We start from the raw sequence: 17,982 nt of genomic DNA, 5'->3' as shown, positions 1-17,982 counted from the left end.
GGGGAGAAGGGACGATGGGGTCTAACAGACAATCCCGACAACATGGTTTATCATAGAGTAAGAGAGGATCTGCACCGATGGTCATGCGGATCGCCAGGGAGATAAGATGTTAAAAAATAAGCAAGAGCAGGCGCGAGAGCAGCGAGCCGCGTTGTGGGCCACCAGAGATAATGTTCAGCGCCATGCGCTCTCCATGAGCATGCCTTGGCTGGCTTTTGTCAATATCGCTTTTGCGTTAATGATTTTCTTCCGTAATTTTATCTTTACTTATTTTGACCAGAAGTTACTGACGCACCGGGCGATTATTCCGTATATCGAAATGTCGCTCATTGCGGTTATTATTATTTCGACTATTTTAGCGATTATTGCCGTCACGCCGCGGCTGGCGCAGGGGCGTTATACGCTGAATATTATTACCGGACTACTGCTGGCGCTCAGTCTGTGCTGGTCCCTGAGTAATTACTGTTTTATCTTTTTCTGGACATTGCCCTTCGCCTGGCCGCTGCTGGTGATTTTATTGACCACTGGCCTCACTGCGCTGTATCACCACTGGCCCGGTATTATCGCTTTTATGCTACCGCTATGGGTAACCGCTTTGCTGGCGGGGGTGCAGATTCACTATGATGTTGACGTTCGCTTTTTAACCTTGTGGGCCATTTTTACCGCGATTTTGTTGTATGGCCGGCGCATTTTGCAGCGCTGGTATGATGAAGCCTGGGATACCCACCAGGAGAATATGCAGCTTATTCAGCGGCTGGAAAGTATCGCCAACCAGGATGCTCTCACCGGAACGGCTAACCGTCGGGCGCTGGATGCCTTTCTTGGGCAACTGTGGCAGCAGAATGTACCGTTAGCGCTAATGATGATCGATGTCGATTACTTTAAGCGTTATAACGACCATTACGGTCATCAGGCTGGTGACGACTGTTTATCCGCGGTCGCGAGGGTATTAAAAATGGCGGTACGATCCGAAGATGATATGGTGGCTCGCTACGGCGGCGAGGAGTTTGTGGTGGTGTTGCCAAGGGTTCCTCTGGCTCACGCCACTGCGATTGCGGAGCGCATTCAGCATAAAATTCACGAGGCAGCGCTCCCCCATGAGGCCTCTGAGGTGGCTGCGGTGGTGACTGTCAGTATGGGGATCGTCGTTTCAGATGGCACTGTTCCTATGGAGACGCTGATCGCCCGGGCGGACAGTGCGCTGTATCAGGCTAAAAATAAAGGACGTAATCAATGGTCTTATTAACCCGGTGCAATTGCCGGGCGAGGGTGAGGGGATGAAACGGATTGCGCAGATCGCCCTGCTGGCGCTGCTGCTAACCGGCTGTGCCGGGGAAAAGGGAATTATCGATCGCGATGGATACCAGCTGGACACTCGTCATCCGGCGCAGGCTGCGTATCCGCGAATAAAGGTATTAGTGATCCATTATACGGCTGACAACTTTGATGTCTCGCTGGCCACGTTGACCGATAAAGAGGTCAGCTCCCACTATTTAATTCCCGAACAGCCCCCGCGTTATCAGCATAAACCGCGGATCTGGCAACTGGTGCCGGAAGAGGATTTAGCCTGGCACGCCGGGGTAAGCTACTGGCGCGGCAGTACGCGCATCAATGATACCTCCATTGGCATTGAGCTGGAGAACCGCGGCTGGCAGAAGACGGCGGGCGTCAAAAGCTTTACCCCCTTTCATCCGGAACAGATAGCGGCCCTGATCCCGCTGGCGCGCGATATTATCGCCCGCTACCATATTGCGCCGCAGAATGTGGTCGCCCATGCGGACATCGCGCCGCAGCGCAAAGACGATCCGGGGCCATTATTCTCCTGGCAACAGCTGGCGCAGCAGGGGATCGGCGCCTGGCCTGACGAGCAGCGGGTGGCCTTTTATCTGAACGGCCGACAGCCCAACGATCCCGTTGACCCCGAGGTGGTGCTGGATTTGCTGTCGCGCTACGGCTATCAGGTGACGCCGGAGATGACCCCCGCGCAGAAGAAGCGGGTGATTATCGCCTTCCAGATGCACTTCCGTCCGCAGCGCTGGGATGGCGTAGCGGATGCGCAAACCGAGGCGATAGCCGAGGCGTTGTTAGAAAAATATGGTCAGGGTTAGCGGTGAAGTTTACCGTGGTCACGCAGCCAGGCGGCGGTGCGCACAATACCGTCGTCCAGCGTCACCACCGGCTGATAACCCAGCTCGTCCTGCGCGCGGGTGATATCAAGCGTAAAATCAAAGTTAAGCTTGGAGACGCCGTAGTGGGTGAATGCGGGCTCTTTGGCGGTTTTATCGCCAAAACGCTCCATGCTGCGGGCGATGATATCCAGCATCGGGTAGGGAACAGAGCGGATCCGGCACTTGATGCCCAGCTCGTCGATCAGTTTCTGTACGATACTGCGCAGCGTTCTCGGTTCGCCGTTGCTGATATTCCACGCGCGGGCGGAGGGGAGATGGTCGCAGGCCGGCTGGCTTGCCAGCCACATCGCATGTACCGCATTTTCATAATAGGTCATGTCGACCAGCGCGCTGCCGCCTCGCGGTAACAGGACGCTGCCATAGTGCTGCATCATTTGCGCCAGTCGGGGAATAAACACTTTGTCGTGCGGCCCGAACAGGCTTTGCGGACGCAAAATGGTAAAACGAGTATGCGGGTTGGCCTGCGCCAGCAGATTGATGACCTCTTCGCTCGCCGCCTTGCTGCGGGCGAACTCGTTGGCGAAGCGGTGCGGGCGAAAATCTTCCTGGATATCACGATGATGGTGATAATCAAAATAGAGCGATGGCGAGGAGATATGGATGAAATTCCGTACACCCCATGCCACCGACCATTCGCCGAGGCGGCGGGTGGCGCGGACGTTAGCGAGATCGAACGCCTGCTGAGTGCCCCAGGGTGAGGTAAAGCTCGAGCAGTGCCACAGGGTGTCGATACCGGCGAGCATCACTTTAGCCTGCGAAGAGACCAGCTCGGTTAAATCGGCCGGGATGAATTCTGCCCCCATCTTGCTCAGAAGCTTACCCATCGCTTCGTTGCGCCCGGTTGCTCGCACGCTGATGCCCTTATTGCGCAGATATTCCACTGCGTTGCGGCCTAATCCGCTGGTCGCACCGGTAACCAGTACCTTCATATCGCTCTACTGCCCCAGAAAAGAATTTCGTGCGCATTTTTCCGTGATTCTCCCGACTATGCAATGAGAATCATGAAAGAATAATGCTTATCCTTGGTCTCTGCCTGTGATTTGTTCGGCCAGCCGGGTAATGCGCTGCGCCATACCGCGGAAAATAAACAGGTGCGCCGGGATCATCAGCAGCCAGTAGATCAGGCCCGGCATACCGTGCGGGTGCCACCAGGCGCGCACATCCAGTTCACGACCGTTGTCTTTATCGTTAATGGTAAAGCTTAACCGGCCCAGCCCCGGCGCTTTCATGCCGAATAAGAGGGTGAGCTGTTTTTCCTCCTCTACAATAATCACCTTCCAGCTGTCGACCGTATCGCCGGTCTGCAGATAGTCGCGCGGCGGCCGCCCTTTGGCCAGACGGTGGCCAACCAGCAGGTCCATCGCCCCGCGGGTTTTCCACAACAGATTGCCGAAAAAATATCCCTCTTTACCGCCGATTTGGTTTACGACCTGCCATAGCGCTTTGCGGCTTGCCTGGGTGGTGACGGTGCAACCCGCCTGTTTCGGAAAGTAACCGTACTCCGGTCGCCAGCGGGCGAAAGCCTGGGCGTCGTAGCCCCAGTCGCTGGAGTTCACCAACTGCTCTTCTTCTTTCAGCGTGCGACGAACCGCCTGATCGAAGGGGATCAGCGTTTGCGGGATCAGCGCCCGCAAAGCCCGGTCGTCGGCGATCAGATCGTGCTTCAGCCCCTGAATTAACGCTTTAGCGATGGTCGGCGGCACCGAGGTGATGACATTGAGGAACCAGACCGAGATCCAGCGCGTCGGCAGGGGAATGGGAATGAGAGGGCGATGTTTGCCGCTGACGGCCATAAAGCGAATGAACTGCTGCTGATAGCTTAATACCTCCGGACCGGCGGCTTCGAAGACGCGGTGCGTGTCGGACGGGTGATTCAGCAGCTCAACGAGGTCAACGAGCAGGTTTTCCAGTGCGACAGGGGTGGTACGCGAACGAACCCAGCGCGGAGGGGTCAGCACCGGCAGGTTATAAACCATGTCGCGCATCACCTCGAAGGCGGCGGAGCCGGCGCCGACGATAATCCCGGCCCGCAGCTCGGTTACCGGCACGCCCGACTCGCGCAGGAGATCGCCGGTAATCTGACGAGCGCGCAGATGGTCGGACTGCTCCTGCGCCGGGGCCTGCAGCGAACTGAGAAATATCACCTGGCGCACTGATGACTGACGCAGGGCATCGCGCACATACGTCGCCACCCGCCGCTCATGGGCGATAAAATCGCCGCCTTCGCCCATGCCGTGCACCAGATAGTAGGCGGTATCGATACCGCTGAGCAGCGCAGGCAGAGTCTGCGGCTGATTAAGATCGACTGACCGGCAGACGACGCCGGGCAAAGCGAGTTTTTGCAGTCGGTCGATATGGCGTGCCGCCGCCAGCACCGGATAGCCCCGCGCGCTTAATGCGCGCACTAAATGCTGGCCAATATAGCCGCTGGCGCCGAGCACCAGAACAGATTGCGACACGCCTGACTCCTTAGCGTTGTAAAAAAGCCTGCCAGTGGGCGACCACCTCGCTCAACTGCTGACGGTTAACATCCAGATGCGTGACCAGACGGACAACAGGCGAGGCGTTGATCAGCACGCCGCGAGTCTGCATAAACTCGCCGAACGCCCGGGCCTGCTCATCACCGACGCGCACAAACAGCATGTTGGTATCGTGACGGGTGACGTCTGCGCCGATGGCGCGCAGCTGATGCGCCATCCACGCGGCGTTATCATGATCCTCCTGCAGGCGCTGCACGTTATTTTTCAGCGCGTACAGCCCGGCGGCGGCCAGGATGCCCGCCTGGCGCATCCCGCCGCCGACCATTTTCCGCCAGCGAACGGCGCGGCGAATGTACGCCTCGCTGCCGAGCAGCAGCGATCCTACCGGAGCGCCAAGCCCCTTTGACAGGCAGATGGTGAAGGAGTCGCAGTATTGGGCAATATCACGCAGTTCGCAGCCGTAGGCCACCACGGCGTTAAAGATGCGCGCGCCGTCGACGTGCAGCGCCAGGTCGCGCTGGCGGGTAAAAGCCCAGGCTTCCTGCAGATAGTCGCGCGGCAGCACCTTACCGTTATGGGTGTTTTCCAGGCTCAGCAGGCGGGTGGGGGCAAAATGGATATCGTCGGGTTTGATTTTCGCCGCCACTTTATCCAGCGGCAGCGAACCATCGGCTGCGGCGTCAATCGGCTGTGGCTGAATACTGCCGAGTACCGCCGCGCCGCCGGCTTCGTACAGATAGTTATGCGCCCCCTGGCCGACGATATACTCTTCGCCGCGCTGGCAGTGGCTGAGCAGGCCAACGAGGTTGGCCTGGGTGCCGGTGGGCAGAAATAGCGCCGCTTCTTTGCCGGCCAGGTCGGCGGCATAGCGCTGCAGTTCATTGACGGTAGGGTCGTCGCCATACACATCGTCCCCAACCGGGGCGGCCATCATGGCCTCCAGCATGGCGCGCCCGGGACGGGTAACGGTATCACTGCGTAAATCGATCACGGCTTTTCCTTGGTCTGGTTCAACGTATTGCTTCTGTTTTACCTGAGCCAGTTGGTTTTCGCCAGTTCGATGACTTCATCGCCGCGCCCGCTGATGATCGCCCGCAGCATATACAGGCTAAACCCTTTGGCCTGTTCCAGCTTGATCTGCGGCGGGATCGCCAGCTCCTCTTTGGCGACAACGACGTCGACCAGTACCGGACCCTCGGTGCGGAAGGCGGTCTGCAGCGCTTCGTCCACCTCGGAGGCTTTTTCAACGCGAATACCTTTGATACCACAGGCTTCGGCGATGCGGGCGAAGTTAGTGTCGTGCAGCTCTGTACCGTCGGTGAGATAGCCCCCGGCCTTCATCTCCATCGCCACGAAGCCCAGCACGCTGTTGTTAAAGATGACAATTTTCACCGGCAGCTTCATCTGCGCCAGCGACAGAAAATCGCCCATCAGCATGCTGAAGCCGCCGTCGCCGCACATGGCCACCACCTGCCGCTCCGGGGCGGTGGCCTGGGCGCCGATGGCCTGCGGCATGGCATTGGCCATTGAGCCGTGGTTGAACGAGCCCAGCAGGCGGCGTTTGCCGTTCATCTTGAGATAGCGTGCCGCCCAGACGGTGGGAGTGCCGACATCGCAAGTGAAAATGGCATCTTCATCGGCAAAATGGCTGATCTGCTGCGCCAGATATTGCGGGTGGATTGCCTTATCGCTGGGTTTCGCCAGATCGTCGAGCCCTTTTCGCGCGTCGCGATAGTGCTCCAGCGCCTTATCGAGGAAGTGGCGATCGGTTTTCTCTTCCAGCAGCGGCAGCAGCGCTTTTAGCGTCGATTTAATATCGCCCACCAGCGCCATATCGACCTTACTGTGTGCGCCAATGCTGCCGGGGTTAATGTCGATCTGAATAATTTTGGCGTCGGTTGGGTAGAAGGCGCGATAGGGGAATTGGGTACCCAGCAGGATCAGGGTATCGGCGTTCATCATGGTGTGGAAGCCAGAGGAGAAGCCAATCAGCCCGGTCATGCCGACATCGTACGGGTTATCATACTCCACGTGCTCTTTGCCGCGCAGGGCGTGGACGATAGGGGCTTTAATTTTCGCCGCGAACTCCACCAGCTCCTGGTGGGCACCGGCGCAACCGCTGCCGCACATGAGCGCGATATTGCTGGAGTAGCGAATAAGCTGCGCCAGCTTGCGCAACTCTTCTTCCGCCGGGGTGACCGTCGGCAGCGGCGCATGATACCAGTGGCTGCTGGCGCTCTCCGGGGCTGCTTTCAGCGCCACGTCGCCGGGCAGCACCACCACTGACACGCCGCGGTTAATCACCGCTTTGCGCATCGCTACCGCCAGTACCTGCGGGATCTGCTCCGGCGTGGAGACCAGTTCGCAGTAATGGCTGCACTCGCGGAACAGCTCCTGAGGATGGGTTTCCTGAAAATAGCCGCTGCCGATTTCGCTGGATGGGATGTGGGCGGCGATGGCCAGCACCGGGACATGGTTGCGATGACAGTCAAACAGACCGTTAATCAGGTGCAAGTTGCCCGGTCCGCAGGAGCCGGCGCAGACCGCCAGCTCGCCGGTCAGCTGCGCTTCCGCGCCAGCGGCGAAAGCGGCGACCTCTTCGTGCCGGGTGGGCATCCAGTCGATGGTGCCCATGCGGTTCAGGCTATCGCTCAATCCATTGAGGGAATCTCCGGTAACGCCCCAGATACGTTTCACGCCGGCTTGTTCCAGCGTTTTGGCAATGTATGCCGCCACGGTCTGTTTCATGATCTCCATCTCCTTTTTTTGATAACGCCTTCAAGCTTAGATGAAACTGACCGCAATGTAACCGATTACCCCTTATTTTTTACTGGTTTTATTCACCGTCGACTGCGCATACTCTGGGAGTACACAGGATACAAAACAGGATGTATATCAAATGGTTAAAGGATTGTTAAACGCAGTGAATGGCAGGCTGTCGCATGATGATGCCGGTAAACTCTTGTTACGACTTGCCGTCGGCGGCTTAATGCTGTTCCACGGTCTGCACAAGCTAATCGACGGTGTGGACGCCATCAGTGGGATGCTGGTCGCGAAAGGGCTACCGGGGTTTATTGCCTACGGCGTGCTGGTGGGGGAAGTGGTCGCCCCCTGTTTGTTAATGCTCGGCGCCCTGACCCGTCCGGCGGCGCTCGTGCTGGCCTTCACCATGGTAGTGGCCTGGCTGATGGTTGGGCTGGACAAGACGTTTGCGCTTGATGCGGTGGGCGCATGGGCGATCGAAAATCTGGTCTATTTCTTTGTTGGCGCGCTGGCGATTGCGTTGCTCGGCGCCGGGCGTTATTCGCTGGCCGGTCAGTCGGTTTGGCGGTAAAAATGCCTCATTCGTCCTACGGCGTAAAGTCGATACTGTTGTCGGTTTGCAACTTTTCAGTCTGAGAAAACGTTTATCTCATGTCGCCTGAGCGTTTATTGTCGCCAGGGATTTTCCCGGAGGCGGCGCATTGCGCCTGCTCCGGGCTACCAAATCGCACAACGCAATAGCCCCGGGAAGCGGTAGCGCCACCGGGGATTTTGACCTCAGGCAAGAACCAGATCGCTTTGCGGGTGACAGGAGCAGGCCAGCACATAGCCGTCGGCGATTTCGGCGTCGGTCAACGTCATGGTGCTGGTGACGTTGTATTTCCCGGAAACCACTTTGGTTTTGCAGCAGCCGCAGACGCCGGCGCGGCAGGCGACGGTCACCGGCACCTTATTGCTCTCCAGCGCTTCCAGCAACGTGGTGCCAACCGGCGCGTAGAACGTTTTCGCCGGCTGCAGTTTGGTGAATTTCAATCCGTCAGTAGCGGCTTCCGCCACCGGGGTAAAGAACTTCTCTTTAAAGAAACGCGTCACGCCAAGCGCTGTAACTTCCTGTTCGACCATTTCCATATAAGGTGCCGGGCCGCAGGTCATCACGGTGCGGCTGGTTAAATCCGGCACGCTTTGCAACAGCTCGCGGGTGAGGCGTCCGGCAACAAAGCCATGGGCGGCATGGTGCTCCGCTACCAGGGTGACCGGATATTTGCGCCACTCTTCAGCGAAAATGACATCCTCCGGCGAACGAACGTTATAGATCACCTGCACGTCCGCCTGCGGGCGGTACGTCGCCAGCCAGCGGCGCATTGACATGATTGGCGTCACCCCGCAGCCGGCGGCCAGCAGCAGGAATTTATCTTCCGCTTTATCGTCGCAGGTAAACTCGCCCATCGCGTCGGACAGCCAAAGGTAATCGCCGCGTTTGACCTCGCGGGTCAACCACTGCGAACCCGCGCCCTCGTCAATGCGACGAACGGTCAGCGTAATGTATTCGCTGACCCCCGGCGTCGAAGAGAGGGTATAAGCGCGCAGCGTTTCCGCCGAGTTACGCACGCTGACCAGAGCGTACTGGCCAGCACGGTACGGATAGTAATCGTGGCACAGCAGCGAAAGGGTCCACACGTCCGGGGTTTCCTGGTGAATGTGGTGAACCTGCATCCGCCACGGGCACTGGGAGGTTGGCATGGTCATCAGGGACTCCTTATGCGCTTAGCAGCTGCTGCATATCTTGTTCAACGGTGGTGACGGAACGCAGACCAAACTTCTCATTGAGGATAGCCAGCAGATCCGGGGTGAAGAAGCCAGGCGCGGTCGGGCCGGTGACGATGTTTTTTACCCCCAGCGACAGCAACGTCAGCAGGATGACGATCGCTTTCTGTTCGAACCAGGAAAGCACCAGCGACAGCGGCAGATCGTTAACGCCACAGCCCAGTTTTTCCGCCAGCGTCACTGCCAGAATAATCGCCGAGTAAGCGTCATTACACTGGCCGGCGTCGACCAGGCGCGGCAGCCCTTCGATATCGCCGAAGTCCAGCTTGTTGAAGCGATATTTACCACAGGCCAGGGTCAGGATCAGGCAGTCATCCGGCACGCTGGTGGCGAAATCGGTGAAGTAGTTACGCTCCCCGCGGGCGCCGTCGCAGCCGCCGACGAGGAAGATATGGCGCAGTTTTTCACGGCTGACCAGATCGATCAGCGTATCCGCCGCGCCGAGCAGGGTCTGACGGCCAAAGCCGACGGTGATCAGATGCGGGATTTCGCTGTATGGGAAGCCCGCCATCTGCTGCGCCTGGGTGATAACCGGGGAGAAGTCTTCACCTTCCAGATGATTCACGCCCGGCCAGCCGACGATGCTGCGGGTCCAGATGCGGTCGTCGTAGGCGCCGACGGTGGGGTCGATGATGCAGTTCGAGGTCATCACGATGGGACCCGGGAAGCGAGCGAACTCCACCTGCTGATTCTGCCAGCCGCTACCGTAGTTGCCGACCAGATGTTTGAATTTACGCAGCTCCGGATAGCCGTGAGCCGGCAGCATTTCGCCGTGGGTATAGACGTTGACGCCAGTGCCTTCCGTCTGCTCCAGCAGGTTATACAGATCCTTCAGATCGTGACCGGAGATCAGGATGCACTTCCCTTCGGTGGCTTTAACGTTGACCTGAGTCGGCGTCGGGTGGCCGTATTTGGTGGTTTCACCGGCGTCGAGGATGCTCATTACTTTGAAGTTCATCTGGCCGATTTCCATCGAACATTCGAGCAGCGCATTCATATCCGTAGGCCAGGTTCCCAGCCATGCCATGATTTTATGGTACTGGGCATAAATAGCGTTGTCGTACTGGCCGAGTACGTGGGCGTGCTCCATATAGGCCGCTGCGCCTTTCAGGCCGTACAGGCACAGCAGACGCAGGCCAAGGATATTCTCGCCGATGGCGGCTTTGTCTTTATTCGGGGTATAGTCCGCCGCCTGACGCTGCAGGTCGCCCAGATCGTCGCTGACCAGCTGCAGGTCGGCCACCGGGCTGTCGACGGCGGCGCTGGCATCGATCGTCAGGCATTGCGCTTTCACCGCCTCACGCAGAGCAATCGCCTGGCGAGCGTAGCCGACGATGCGTGGGGAATCGAAGTTAACGTTGGTCAGAGTGGAGAAGAAGGCGCGGGGGGCAAAGCTGTCCACCTGATGATCGATAATGCCATATTCACGCGCTTTGAGTGCCCAGGCGGACAGGCCTTGCAGTGATGCAATCAGGAGATCCTGCAGATCGGAGGTTTCCGCTGTTTTACCGCACATCCCCTGCGCGTAAGAGCAGCCGTTGCCGGCTGGAGTACGAATGGTTTGTTCACATTGCACACAAAACATGGTCACACCTTTAAAGTTATATTTAATATACATGTTTAAGGTTATGCCGCGTGGCACAAGCTGAAAAGGTATTTCTCATACAACTTAAAGGGAGATTGATTTAGCGCAAATTTGGCGGCAGAAAGGCTGCCGCCAGCGCGTGCTCAGGCGGTAAAAAAGGCGATCAGAATCGGGACCAGCAGGCTAAGCAAAAAACCATGTACGATGGCGGCAGGGACGATCTCGACCCCGCCGGAACGCTGGAGTACCGGTAAGGTGAAGTCCATCGAGGTGGCGCCACACAGCCCCAGCGCCGTGGAGCGGCTGCGCCGAATAAGGCCCGGAATTAGCATGATGGCCAACAGCTCGCGACAGAGATCGTTAAAGAACGCCGCGCTGCCGATGACTGGGCCAAAGGATTCGGTGAGTAAAATACCGGAGAGCGAATACCAGCCGAAACCGCTGGCCATTGCCAGACCGGTTTTCAACGGCAAACCCAGAATGAAGGCATTGAGGATACCGCCGAGTAATGAACTGGCCGTGACCACCACCGCAACAATCATTCCCCGCCGGTTAAGGACTATTTGTCGCAGACTCATTCCATTATTGCGTAATTGGATACCGACGAGGAACAGGAGAAAAATCAGCGTATATTCGCTGGCTTCGGTCGCGTGCTGTAAAAAAGGCAGGCCGGTCAGGCCAAGCATAAAACCGAGCACGACCACACCGCATAGCTGGAGTGATTCCAGGGCCATGGCCAGGCGCGAGGGTAATTTCTCCTGACGATGCTGACTACGCCAGGGCATTTTTCTTTCCAGCCACAGCAGGGCGGCGATATTACACAGTAAAATGATGACCACGCTGACCGCGGCGTAATGCAGTATCGCTAACAGATTGCTGGCCAGATTGTCGAGAAACGCCAGGCTGATGCCCATAAAAAAGAGGATGACATAGACAATCCAGCTGAGCATCCGGTTAATTAGTTTTAGCGCGGAGGGGTGACGAAGAGGCAGTAAATAGCCGACGACCAGCGGCAACAGAATGATGAACAGTCCCGAGAACATGAACGACGCAGCCCTTGCATGATGAGAATAGCGCCCATGACACTACCCAAATCACCGGGCCGAGTAAAGCAGTCACCAGAAAGAAAAAGCCCGGCGAACCGGGCTTTGAAAGGGTTAATCGCGTTTTTCCAACAGAGTGCGATACAGTACGCCGCCGAGGATCCCGCCAATGATAGGCATGACCCAGAACAGCCATAGCTGCTGCAACGCCCAGCCACCCTGGAAAATGGCCACCGCAGTGCTGCGCGCCGGGTTGACGGAGGTATTGGTGACTGGAATGCTGATTAAGTGGATGAGGGTCAGCGCCAGGCCGATAGCGATCGGCGCAAAGCCCGCCGGCGCGTGTTTATCGGTCGCGCCATGGATAACCAGCAGGAAGCCGCAGGTCAGGACGATTTCAATAACGATAGCCGACAGCATAGAGAAGCCACCCGGAGAGTGTTCGCCATAGCCGTTGGAAGCAAAGCCGCTGGCGGCGGCATCAAAGCCTGCTTTACCACTGGCCACCACATACAGGACCGCGGCGGCAATAATCCCGCCGACGACCTGGGCAATAATATAGCCAATCACCTCTTTTGCCGGGAAACGACCGCCGGCCCACAGGCCTAACGTTACCGCCGGGTTGAAATGGCCCCCGGAAATATGGCCTACAGCGAACGCCATAGTAAGTACCGTTAAACCAAAGGCCAGCGCCACGCCGGCAAAACCGATACCCAGCTCGGGGAATGCTGCGGCCAGCACGGCGCTACCGCAGCCACCAAATACAAGCCAGAAGGTACCGAAACATTCGGCTGCTAATTTTCTGAACATAACCACCTCAATTTAAATGTATACGCGCACGAGCGGACCGTGCCGGTCTTTATTTATCGTGATAAGGGACGACGACAAAAATAAAGCGGCGTTATTTTAGAGATAATCGCCATCCCACAGCCAGTTAAATATATTGATATTATTTGATTTAGGGCAAGGTGAAGAGATTCCGTTTGCCGGGATTTCCATTCCTTTATCCGTGCGAGATTACCAATAGTGTAGAACAGAACGTCTAAAATAAAACTATTTTGTTTGATGAATAATCAATAGCCGTTAATAGGGGATAATTGAACAATTTTATGAATATATTTTACTTACTGAATATGATGCCCAGAGGCGATTAAGCGGAGTGTCATCTTGCCGTCGCCCTCGCTATACTGTTGATTACTGAAGGAGAGTGGTGGTGTAGCGGAGGGGATATGCTTCTTGAGCGCGTAGAAATCGTCGGTTTTCGCGGTATCAATCGTTTGTCGTTGATGCTGGAGCAAAATAACGTCCTGATCGGGGAGAACGCGTGGGGGAAGTCCAGTCTGCTCGATGCGCTGACCCTGCTTTTGTCCCCTGAGTTCGATCTTTATCACTTTGTTCGCGATGACTTCTGGTTTCCGCCCGGTGACATCCAGGGACGCGAACACCATTTGCACATTATCCTGACCTTCCGCGAAACGGAGCCGGGGCGTCATCGGGTGCGGCGCTTTCGTCCGCTTCAGCGCTGCTGGGTGCCTTGCGATGACGGGTATCACCGGGTGTTCTACCGCCTCGAGGGCGAGCTCGCCGGGGACGACAGCGTGTTGACCCTGCGCAGTTTTATCGATGGTGAAGGTGAAGCGCTGGCGCTGGAAGATATTGACGAGCTGGCCCGACACCTGGTGCGATTGATGCCGGTGTTGCGCCTGCGCGACGCGCGCTTTATGCGGCGCATTCATAACGGAACGGTACCGCATTCGCCGCAGATAGAGATCACTGCCCGTCAGCTGGACTTTCTGTCCCGCGAACTGGTGAGTCATCCGCAAAACCTGTCGGACGGTCAGATCCGCCAGGGGCTGTCGGCCATGGTGCAACTGCTGGAGCATTACTTTGCTGAGCAAAGTAGCGCTCAGACGCGACATCGCCTGATGCGGCGGCGCTCTCATGATGAACAGCGCAGCTGGCGGTATCTGGATATTATCAACCGGATGATTGATAAGCCCGGCGGGAGAAGCCATCGGGTGATCCTGCTGGGGCTGTTTGCCACCCTACTGCAGGCCAAAGGAACGGTACGCCTCGATCGCGATGCACGGCCGTTGCTGCTGATTGAAGATCCGGAAACCCGTCTGCATCCGATCATGCTCTCTGTCGCCTGGCACCTGCTGAATTTGTTGCCGTTACAGCGCGTGACCACCACCAACTCCGGAGAGCTGTTGTCCCTGACGCCGGTGGAGCAGGTTTGCCGGCTGGTGCGCGAATCTGCGCGGGTATCGGCGTGGCGGCTGGGGCCCGGCGGAATGAATGCCGAAGACAGTCGGCGTATCGCCTTTCATATTCGCTTCAACCGCGCCTCATCACTCTTCGCCCGCTGCTGGCTGCTGGTGGAGGGAGAGACAGAGACCTGGGTTATCAACGAGCTGGCCCGCCAGTGTGGTCATCATTTTGATGCCGAGGGGGTGAAGGTGATTGAATTTGCTCAGTCCGGCCTGAAACCGTTAATCAAATTTGCCCGACGGATGGGGATCCAGTGGCACGTGCTGGTGGATGGTGATGAAGCGGGGAAAAAATATGCCGCGACGGTACGCGGTCTGCTTAACAACGATCGGGAGCTGGAGCGCGACCATCTGACCAGCTTGCCGGCGCTGGATATGGAGCATTTTATGTACCGCCAGGGATTTGATGACGTTTATCACCGGGTGGCGCAGATCCCGGCCAATGTCCCGATGAATATGCGGCGGGTGATCACCAAGGCCATTCATCGTTCATCTAAGCCCGATCTGGCGATAGAGGTGGCGATGGAAGCGGGTCGTCGCGGCGTGGACGCCGTGCCTACGTTGCTGAAAAAAATGTTCTCGCGGGTGCTGTGGCTGGCACGCGGTCGCGCCGATTAATCTCATCGCCGTCGGCTATTCCGGCGGCATGATGCTCTCCGGCAGCTCAACAAAACGTAAGCAACGCTAAAAATGGGTGTTCTGTTGCCTGCGGGGTTCGATAGAATCACCGCCTGGAGCGGCAGGAGAAACAGCAGGAATCGGATTATGAAAGTGAAGGGAAAACGCAGGACCGTCTGGTGGCTGCTGGCAATCGTTGTACTGGCGTTGGCCGTTTGGGGATGGCGCATTCTCAACGCGCCACTGCCGCACTATCAGACGCTGGTGGTGCGTAAAGGCGACCTCCAGCAGAGCGTGCTGGCCACCGGCAAGCTGGATGCCCTGCGCAAAGTTGACGTGGGGGCCCAGGTCAGCGGACAGCTGAAAACGCTACACGTCAATATTGGCGATAAGGTCAAAAAGGACCAGTTGCTCGGGGTAATCGATCCTGAGCAGGCGCAAAACCAGATTAAAGAGGTTGAAGCCACGCTAATGGAACTGCGGGCCCAGCTCAACCAGGCACGCGCAGAGAGTAAACTGGCGCAGGTGACTTTGGCCCGTCAGCAACAGCTGGCGCAGCGCCAGCTGGTGTCGCGACAGGACCTTGATACCGCGGCGACCGACCTGGCGGTGAAACAGGCGCAAATCGGTACGATTGAGGCGCAAATTAAGCGTAACCAGGCAACCCTCGATACGGCGAAGACCAACCTCGACTACACGCGGATCCTGGCGCCGATGGCGGGTGAAGTGACGCAAATTACCACCCTGCAGGGACAGACGGTGATCGCGGCGCAGCAGGCGCCGAACATTTTGACGCTGGCGGATCTCAGCACCATGCTGGTTAAGGCGCAGGTATCTGAAGCGGATGTCATCCACCTCAGGCCGGGACAAAAAGCGTGGTTTACTGTACTGGGCGACCCGCTAACTCGTTATGAAGGTAAGTTGAAAGACATTCTGCCGACGCCGGAAAAAGTGAATGATGCCATCTTCTATTATGCCCGCTTCGAGGTACCGAACCCGCAGGGCATCCTGCGCCTCGACATGACCGCGCAGGTACATATTCAGCTGGCCGAGGTGAAAAACGTGATCACTATTCCGCTGAGCGCCCTGGGCGATGCGGTTGGGGATAACCGCTATCACGTCCGGCTGTTGCGCACCGGCGAGGTAAAAGAGCGTGAGGTTATCATTGGCGCCCGCAATGATACCGACGTCGCGGTGGTGCAGGGCCTGGAAGAGGGGGATGAGGTGATCATCGGCGAGAGCGCGAGCGGGGCGGCAAAATGACGGCGTTGCTCGAGCTGCGTGATATACGTCGCAGCTATCCTTCCGGCGACGGCAGCGTTGAGGTCCTGAAGGGGATCACCCTCAGCATCCATGCGGGGGAGATGGTGGCGATCGTGGGCGCCTCCGGCTCGGGAAAATCGACGCTGATGAATATCCTTGGCTGCCTCGACAAACCCACCAGCGGCATCTACCGGGTGGCGGGAACCGATATCGCGCAACTGGATGGCGATGCGCTGGCCCGTCTGCGGCGGGAACACTTTGGCTTTATTTTTCAACGCTACCACCTGCTGTCGCACCTTACCGCCGCGCAGAACGTCGAAGTGCCGGCGGTGTATGCCGGCAGTGAACGGCGCGCGCGGATGGAGCGCGCTCATGAGCTACTGGGGCGGCTGGGACTGGGCGACCGCGCCGACTATCAGCCGTCGCAGCTGTCCGGCGGCCAGCAGCAGCGGGTCAGTATCGCCCGCGCCCTGATGAATGGCGGGGAGGTGATCCTCGCTGATGAACCGACCGGCGCGCTGGACAGCCATTCCGGCGAAGAAGTGATGGCGATCCTGCACCAGCTGAAAGCGCAAGGGCACACGGTCATCATTGTGACCCACGATCCGCAGGTCGCCGCTCAGGCGGAGCGGATCGTCGAGATCCGCGACGGCGAGATTGTCCGCAACCCGCCCGCCAGCCGCCAGGGCGGCGGACTGCGCGCCCGTCCGCAGGCAGAGCCTTCGGCGTGGCGTCAGTTTACCAGCGGCTTTCGCGAAGCGTTGGTGATGGCCTGGCGAGCGATGGCGGCGAATAAGATGCGTACCCTGCTGACCATGCTCGGCATTATTATTGGTATTGCCTCGGTGGTATCGATCGTGGTGGTCGGCGATGCGGCTAAGCAGATGGTGCTGGCGGATATTCGCGCGATAGGCACCAATACCATCGATGTCTACCCCGGAAAGGATTTTGGCGACGACGACCCGCGCTACCAGCAGGCGCTGAAGTATGACGATTTGCTGGCGATCCAGAAGCAGCCCTGGGTGCGTTCCGCCACGCCGGCAGTTTCAAAAAGCCTGCGCCTGCGCGCCAACAATATTGACGTTGCCGCCAGCGCGGAAGGGGTCGGCCCGCAGTACTTTAATGTTTACGGCATGACCTTCAGCGAAGGTAATACCTTTAATGAACTGCAGCTCAACAGTCGGGCGCAGGTGGTGGTGCTCGACAGCAATACCCGCCGACAGCTGTTTCCCAATAAAGCGAAAGTGGTGGGAGAGGTGATCCTGGTCGGCAATATGCCCGCCACGGTGATTGGCGTCGCAGATGAAAAACAGTCAATGTTCGGCAGCAGTAAAATTCTCCGCGTCTGGTTGCCATACACCACGATGGCGGGAAGAGTGATGGGCCAGTCGTGGCTGAACTCCATTACGGTGCGCGTTAATGAAGGCTATGACAGCGAAACCGCAGAGAAGCAGCTGCTACGTCTGCTGGAGCTGCGGCATGGTAAAAAAGATGTATTCACATGGAATATGGATAGCATCTTGAAAACCGCAGAAAGGACCACACATACCTTACAGCTGTTCCTGACATTGGTGGCGGTGATTGCTCTGGTGGTTGGCGGTATTGGTGTAATGAATATTATGCTGGTGTCGGTGACAGAGCGAACGCGGGAGATCGGCATCCGCATGGCGGTAGGGGCTCGGGCCAGCGATGTGCTACAGCAGTTTCTCATCGAAGCGGTGCTGGTTTGTCTGGTCGGTGGCGCGCTGGGGGTGACGTTGTCGCTGATGATCGCGTTTATTCTGCAGTTGGTCCTGCCCGGCTGGGAGATCGGTTTTTCTCCGCTGGCGCTGGTGACGGCGTTTATCTGTTCGACGCTGACCGGCGTGCTGTTTGGTTGGTTGCCCGCACGCAACGCGGCGCGGCTCGATCCGGTGGATGCCCTGGCGCGGGAATAGAAATAAAAAT

14 protein-coding genes are annotated in these 17,982 nt (G+C 57.8%); 6 read left to right on the top strand and 8 right to left on the bottom strand.

All coding sequences use genetic code 11. The annotated features are described in order from the left end of the window. Positions 1–106: 106 nt before the first annotated feature. Positions 107–1,246, top strand: coding sequence for a GGDEF domain-containing protein (locus tag LGL98_RS16780; RefSeq protein WP_136029483.1), 1,140 nt, complete (start codon positions 107–109; stop codon positions 1,244–1,246). A gap of 31 nt (positions 1,247–1,277) precedes the next feature. After that, positions 1,278–2,108 carry an N-acetylmuramoyl-L-alanine amidase gene (locus LGL98_RS16775; RefSeq protein ID WP_136029481.1) on the top strand — a complete coding sequence of 277 codons (831 nt, stop codon included), beginning with the start codon at positions 1,278–1,280 and terminating at the stop codon, positions 2,106–2,108. Here the strand turns inward: LGL98_RS16775 and LGL98_RS16770 are convergent. From LGL98_RS16770 to poxB, 4 genes are all read right to left on the bottom strand, one after another. Next, positions 2,105–3,118 (bottom strand): 3-beta-hydroxysteroid dehydrogenase, encoded by a 1,014-nt coding sequence (locus LGL98_RS16770; RefSeq protein ID WP_023302132.1) that lies wholly within the window; start codon positions 3,116–3,118, stop codon positions 2,105–2,107. The two genes, LGL98_RS16775 and LGL98_RS16770, sit on opposite strands and share 4 nt — an antisense overlap. A gap of 87 nt (positions 3,119–3,205) precedes the next feature. Then, positions 3,206–4,648: an SDR family oxidoreductase gene (locus LGL98_RS16765; protein WP_136029479.1), complete on the bottom strand. Its 1,443-nt coding sequence runs from the start codon at positions 4,646–4,648 to the stop codon at positions 3,206–3,208. A gap of 10 nt (positions 4,649–4,658) precedes the next feature. Further along, positions 4,659–5,660, bottom strand: a complete 1,002-nt coding sequence (gene ltaE, locus LGL98_RS16760; protein ID WP_136029477.1) for a low-specificity L-threonine aldolase — start codon at positions 5,658–5,660, stop codon at positions 4,659–4,661. Positions 5,661–5,698: 38 nt separating this feature from the next. Beyond that, on the bottom strand, positions 5,699–7,417 hold the full coding sequence (poxB, locus tag LGL98_RS16755) for a ubiquinone-dependent pyruvate dehydrogenase (RefSeq protein ID WP_136029475.1): 1,719 nt from the start codon (positions 7,415–7,417) through the stop codon (positions 5,699–5,701). A 151-nt stretch (positions 7,418–7,568) separates the two neighbouring features. Between poxB and LGL98_RS16750 the strand changes: the two genes are divergently transcribed. Further along, a complete protein-coding gene (locus LGL98_RS16750) occupies positions 7,569–8,003 on the top strand; it encodes a DoxX family protein (RefSeq protein WP_136029473.1) in 435 nt (144 codons plus the stop codon). 206 nt (positions 8,004–8,209) lie between these two features. Here LGL98_RS16750 and hcr read toward each other — a convergent pair whose 3' ends face one another. The 4 genes from hcr to aqpZ form a co-directional block, all read right to left on the bottom strand. After that, on the bottom strand, positions 8,210–9,178 hold the full coding sequence (gene hcr, locus LGL98_RS16745) for an NADH oxidoreductase (RefSeq protein ID WP_136029471.1): 969 nt from the start codon (positions 9,176–9,178) through the stop codon (positions 8,210–8,212). A gap of 10 nt (positions 9,179–9,188) precedes the next feature. Then, positions 9,189–10,841, bottom strand: coding sequence for a hydroxylamine reductase (gene hcp / locus LGL98_RS16740; protein ID WP_136029469.1), 1,653 nt, complete (start codon positions 10,839–10,841; stop codon positions 9,189–9,191). 143 nt (positions 10,842–10,984) lie between these two features. Continuing rightward, positions 10,985–11,884, bottom strand: coding sequence for a LysO family transporter (locus LGL98_RS16735; protein WP_136029467.1), 900 nt, complete (start codon positions 11,882–11,884; stop codon positions 10,985–10,987). A 114-nt stretch (positions 11,885–11,998) separates the two neighbouring features. Further along, positions 11,999–12,694 (bottom strand): aquaporin Z, encoded by a 696-nt coding sequence (gene aqpZ / locus LGL98_RS16730; protein ID WP_025712982.1) that lies wholly within the window; start codon positions 12,692–12,694, stop codon positions 11,999–12,001. A 419-nt stretch (positions 12,695–13,113) separates the two neighbouring features. Between aqpZ and LGL98_RS16725 the strand changes: the two genes are divergently transcribed. The 3 genes from LGL98_RS16725 (at position 13,114) to macB (ending at position 17,972) form a co-directional block, all read left to right on the top strand. Next, positions 13,114–14,772 carry an ATP-dependent endonuclease gene (locus tag LGL98_RS16725; RefSeq protein ID WP_080897570.1) on the top strand — a complete coding sequence of 553 codons (1,659 nt, stop codon included), beginning with the start codon at positions 13,114–13,116 and terminating at the stop codon, positions 14,770–14,772. Between the two features lie 147 nt (positions 14,773–14,919). Then, on the top strand, positions 14,920–16,035 hold the full coding sequence (macA, locus tag LGL98_RS16720; RefSeq protein WP_136029465.1) for a macrolide transporter subunit MacA: 1,116 nt from the start codon (positions 14,920–14,922) through the stop codon (positions 16,033–16,035). Next, positions 16,032–17,972 carry a macrolide ABC transporter ATP-binding protein/permease MacB gene (gene macB / locus LGL98_RS16715; protein ID WP_136029463.1) on the top strand — a complete coding sequence of 647 codons (1,941 nt, stop codon included), beginning with the start codon at positions 16,032–16,034 and terminating at the stop codon, positions 17,970–17,972. Before macA ends, macB begins: the two co-directional genes overlap by 4 nt. The last annotated feature ends 10 nt before the right edge of the window (positions 17,973–17,982 follow it).

The organism is Klebsiella africana, assembly GCF_020526085.1.
GTDB classification, from domain to species: Bacteria; Pseudomonadota; Gammaproteobacteria; order Enterobacterales; family Enterobacteriaceae; genus Klebsiella; species Klebsiella africana.
Note: the sequence above shows the minus strand (reverse complement) of the source record. Positions and strands in the feature narration are given on the sequence as shown.

What these genes read in the sequence shown, in the direction of transcription:
- poxB (WP_136029475.1), bottom strand. Translation starts at nt 7,417, where the DNA reads ATGAAACAGACCGTGGCGGCATACATTGCCAAAACGCTGGAACAAGCC.
- macB (WP_136029463.1), top strand. Translation starts at nt 16,032, where the DNA reads ATGACGGCGTTGCTCGAGCTGCGTGATATACGTCGCAGCTATCCTTCC.
- macA (WP_136029465.1), top strand. Translation starts at nt 14,920, where the DNA reads ATGAAAGTGAAGGGAAAACGCAGGACCGTCTGGTGGCTGCTGGCAATC.
- LGL98_RS16780 (WP_136029483.1), top strand. Translation starts at nt 107, where the DNA reads ATGTTAAAAAATAAGCAAGAGCAGGCGCGAGAGCAGCGAGCCGCGTTG.
- hcr (WP_136029471.1), bottom strand. Translation starts at nt 9,178, where the DNA reads ATGACCATGCCAACCTCCCAGTGCCCGTGGCGGATGCAGGTTCACCAC.
- LGL98_RS16750 (WP_136029473.1), top strand. Translation starts at nt 7,569, where the DNA reads ATGGTTAAAGGATTGTTAAACGCAGTGAATGGCAGGCTGTCGCATGAT.
- aqpZ (WP_025712982.1), bottom strand. Translation starts at nt 12,694, where the DNA reads ATGTTCAGAAAATTAGCAGCCGAATGTTTCGGTACCTTCTGGCTTGTA.
- LGL98_RS16735 (WP_136029467.1), bottom strand. Translation starts at nt 11,884, where the DNA reads ATGTTCTCGGGACTGTTCATCATTCTGTTGCCGCTGGTCGTCGGCTAT.
- LGL98_RS16770 (WP_023302132.1), bottom strand. Translation starts at nt 3,118, where the DNA reads ATGAAGGTACTGGTTACCGGTGCGACCAGCGGATTAGGCCGCAACGCA.
- LGL98_RS16775 (WP_136029481.1), top strand. Translation starts at nt 1,278, where the DNA reads ATGAAACGGATTGCGCAGATCGCCCTGCTGGCGCTGCTGCTAACCGGC.
- LGL98_RS16725 (WP_080897570.1), top strand. Translation starts at nt 13,114, where the DNA reads ATGCTTCTTGAGCGCGTAGAAATCGTCGGTTTTCGCGGTATCAATCGT.
- hcp (WP_136029469.1), bottom strand. Translation starts at nt 10,841, where the DNA reads ATGTTTTGTGTGCAATGTGAACAAACCATTCGTACTCCAGCCGGCAAC.